Source organism: Herbaspirillum sp. UBA812, from assembly GCF_002296545.1.
GTDB classification, from domain to species: domain Bacteria; phylum Pseudomonadota; class Gammaproteobacteria; order Burkholderiales; family Burkholderiaceae_D; genus Herbaspirillum; species Herbaspirillum huttiense.
On sequence record NZ_DBIC01000378.1, the window covers coordinates 1 to 3,803 of the forward strand.

Annotated in this window: 3 protein-coding genes and 1 pseudogene; 1 reads left to right on the top strand and 3 read right to left on the bottom strand. The window is 63.5% G+C overall.

What is annotated here, in order from left to right; genetic code table 11:
• A pseudogene (locus B3873_RS24930) lies at window positions 1–307 on the top strand (D-alanyl-D-alanine carboxypeptidase); the annotation flags it as partial.
• On the opposite strand, the gene B3873_RS24935 reads toward B3873_RS24930, so the two are convergent.
• The 3 genes from B3873_RS24935 to B3873_RS24945 all read right to left on the bottom strand — a co-directional run.
• Entirely contained in the window at window positions 288–1,793 is a 1,506-nt protein-coding gene (locus B3873_RS24935; protein ID WP_286869700.1) for a sensor domain-containing diguanylate cyclase, read from the bottom strand. The pseudogene B3873_RS24930 and the gene B3873_RS24935 sit on opposite strands and share 20 nt — an antisense overlap.
• A 118-nt stretch (window positions 1,794–1,911) precedes the next feature.
• Window positions 1,912–2,838: an amidohydrolase family protein gene (locus B3873_RS24940; RefSeq protein WP_134223790.1), complete on the bottom strand. Its 927-nt coding sequence runs from the start codon at window positions 2,836–2,838 to the stop codon at window positions 1,912–1,914.
• A gap of 1 nt (window position 2,839) precedes the next feature.
• On the bottom strand, window positions 2,840–3,803 hold a 964-nt coding region (locus B3873_RS24945; protein WP_286869702.1), incomplete at its 5' end, for a dihydroxy-acid dehydratase.

Sequence of the window (3,803 nt, forward strand, 5' to 3'; positions counted from 1 at the left end):
ACTGGTCAAGGCGGCCAACCGCTACCAGCTCATCCGCAATGATTCGCTGGACAAGCAGAAGATCATCAACATCGGCCGTGGCCAGCTGCAGTACATCAATTCTAATCGCCTGATCCGCTACGGCCAGGTCAATGCCACCGTGCAGAAGACCGGCTTCATCAACGAGTCCGGCCACAACATGGTGCTGCGCCTGCTGGTGCATGACCGCCGGCCGGTGATCGTCACCATGCTGGGCAGCGGCACTGCCGATGGCTCGCGCCTGGATGGGGTGCGCATCGCCAAGTGGCTCAACTGTTCGCTGAACTGAGCTGCCATTCAGCCGGGACCACCTTGGCGGTGGCCTGGTACAGCCGCACCCGGTTGCGGCCTTCGTGCTTGGCCTGATAGAGCGCCTCATCGGCGGCCTTGATGATTTCGTCGACACTGCGATGCACGCCGCGCTCCAGGCAGGCCACGCCGATGCTGATGGTGAGGCGGCCGAACGGGCTGCGTTCATGCGGGATTTTCTGGGCCTGCAGCGCTGCCAATATCAGCTTGCCCACGTGCATGGCGCCCTCGGCATCGGCCTCATCGAGCAGCACCACGAATTCTTCACCCCCGTAGCGACCGGCACGGTCGCAATGGCGGGAAACCGCACCCTTGATGCAACGGGCCACGGCCACCAGGGCATAGTCACCCGCCTTGTGGCCGTAGGTATCGTTGTAGAGCTTGAAAAAATCCACATCCGCAAACAGCACCGCAAAGCGTGCCGAGTCATTGCGCTGGCATTTGTGCCAGGCCTCCTGCAGGACTTCGTCCAGGGCGCGGCGGTTCAGCAGCGTGGTCAGCTTGTCGGTGCGGGCCTGCTCCTCCAGTTGCTGGTCCAGCTTGCTGCGGCGGAACAATTCCTCGCGCACGCGGCTGATGAGGTAGAAGGCCGCCGTGCTGAAGAGCGCCATCAGGAAGACCACGGCATAGAACATGCGCATCCATTCACGGAACAGCGCCGCCTTGGTGTGGCCGATGAAGACCACCCAGCGCGTCTGTGGCACGCGCACGTAGGTGTAGAGGCGCTGCACCCCATCCTGCTGCGAGCGCGTGAAATAGCTGCCTTCAGCGGGGGCGCTGGCCGCCAGCAGCTTTTGCAGCTGCGGGGCATTTTCCACCCGCGAGCCGATGAAGGCCTCGTCATAAGGCAGGCGCATGTAGGCTACGCCCTCCACCGAGTAGAGCGACATGACCGCATTCTTTTCCAATGACATGGCCTCGAACAGCTGCCGGAAATAATCCAGGTAGAGCACCATGAAGACCACCCCGCCAAAACTGCCGTCGACATGGACCAGCCGCTTGGACAGCACGATCACCTGGGCGCGCCGTTCCAGCCGTACCGCTTGCGGGGACGAAATGAAAAGGGTGCCGCGCGCGTCCTGTCGTGGCCCGTCGAAGAAATCGCGGCCGGAAAAATTGCCCGGCATGATCTCGTCCAGCACGGGTGATCCGACCACGCGTTCACCATCGGCGTCGATGATGCCCTGGGCCGCGATGTAGCCGGCCTCGATCTTTTCGCCAAGCAGAAATTCCAGTTGTTGCTGGGCCGGCATGCGATGCAGTTGCGTATGGCGATAGCGCCACGCCAGGCTGTCCAGCGCCAGCGAGAGCAGCTCCATGTTGCGCGAGATCGACCGCTGCGCGATACGCGCCACGTTGAGGGTGTGATTGACCGAAATGTGTTCTACCTGCTTGTAGCTCTGGTAGAGCACCACACTGGTGATGACCCCTGCCATCAGTGTCAGCGAGCCGACCAGCAGGGTCATGTTGCGTTTGAGGCGTTTGATTTTTTGTCTCCCCGTACCTTGTCATGACAAAGCGTTCCCTGGCGCAATATCGCACCGTGAAAACCGCTTGGCAATGAAAAGGCAGCCGGGGAAAACCTTATGGCATCAGGCCATAAATCCGGGCCGAGGATTCGCCCCACAGGGCGTCCTGGTCAGCTGGAGAAAGACGGCGCGCGGCCCATTCCCGCACCACCGCCACCACCCTTGCATAGGAGGCGGCCAGCAGGCAGACGGGCCAGTCGGATCCGAACATGAGGCGCTGCGGACCGAACAGTTCCAGCGCCGTATCGAGACACTGCACGATGTGATCGAAGTCGCGCGTGCAGAGTCCGCGCAGCCAGTCGGCTTCGGTCAAGAGGCCCGAGATCTTGCAGGCCACGTGCGGCATGGCGGCCAGTTCGCGCAACTGCTGGCGCCAGCGCTCATAGGCGGCGCGGCCCTTGCGGAATTCCTTCAGGGCCGGCTTGCCGAGGTGATTCAGGACCACCCAGTGCTGGTCATGCAAGGCGCAGAGCTGGCGCAGCTGCGGCAGGTGGCGTTCATGGGTGAGCACTTCCAGCACGTAGTCGCGCTCCTGCAGCCAGCGCACGCCGTGATTGAACTGCGGTTGTACCAGCGCTTGCGCGGCATCATCCTCGTCCTGCATCGGATGGCGCAGTCCCAGCATCTTGGCGCGGCCCCATTGCTCCATGCGTTCGGCCAGTTGCGGCGAGGCAATGTCATCCCAGGCGATCACGCCGGCGATGCGTGCATCGCGCCGCGCCATCTCCAGCAGGAAACCGGTCTCCTCGTGGCCCGGACGGGCTTGCACCGTGATCGACGCATGCAGGCCCTGGGCGTCCAGCAGCGGCTGGAACTGGTAGGGCAGGCGGTCTTGCGCCAGCAGGTCCATGCCGGTACCGATCCACGGATAATCCTCGGAACGGTAGCGCCAGAAGTGCTGGTGCGCGTCGATGCGCATCGGCCCCTTGATCCTTCTCACCGGGGCCGGTGGCATGCGCAATTCACGATGCAGGGTCAGCATGTCAGTGATTGTGCCGTGGCAGGGTTTGCGCCACGCCCTGGTACTTCAGGGCCAGCTCCATGCAGGCACCGGTCTCCAGTTGGCCGACCGTGCTGCGATAGATTTCCTGCCAGGGTGTCTGGCTGGGCGGCACCGGCGGAATGCCTTCGCTCTTGCGGCGCGCCAGCTCTTCCTCGCTGATGAGCATGTTGCACTCGCCGGTGTTGAGATCGATGCGCACGCGGTCGCCATCGCGCAGATAGGCCAGGCCGCCACCAACCGCGCTCTCGGGCGAGGCGTTGAGGATGGAGGGACTGTCGGAAGTGCCGGACTGGCGGCCGTCGCCCAGCGTAGGCAGGGTCGAGATGCCGCGCTTGATGAGCGCATCGGGCGGCTGCATGTTGACCACCTCGGCCGAACCGGGCCAGCCGACCGGACCGGCACCGCGAATGGCCAGCAGGGTGTTTTCGTCGATCTGCAGTGCGGGGTCGTTGATGCGGGCGTGGTAGTCGTCCGAACCATCGAAGACCACGGCGCGGCATTCGAAAATGTTTTCCTGGCCGGGCGTGCTGAGGTAGCGCTCGCGGAAGGTCTCCGAAATGACGCTGGTCTTCATGATGGCGAAGTCGAACAGGTTGCCCTTCAACACCAGGAAACCGGCGCGTTCGCGCAGCGGGGCGGAAAATGCGTAAATCATTTCCCGGTCGTTCGATGCGCGGCCCTGCAGATTCTCGGCCATGGTCTTCCCGGTGGCGGTGATGCGCTCGGCGCGCAGCTTGCCGGCCTGCTGCAGTTCCCACATGATGGCCGGTACGCCGCCGGCGCGGTGGAATCGTTCACCCAGGTACTTGCCGGCGGGCTGCATGTTCAGCAGCAGCGGCACGTCGTAACCATACTTCATCCAGTCTTCCGAATGCAGCTCCACGCCCGCATGGCGCGCCATGGCCATGATGTGCGGCTGGGCATTGGTGGAGCCGCCGATGGCG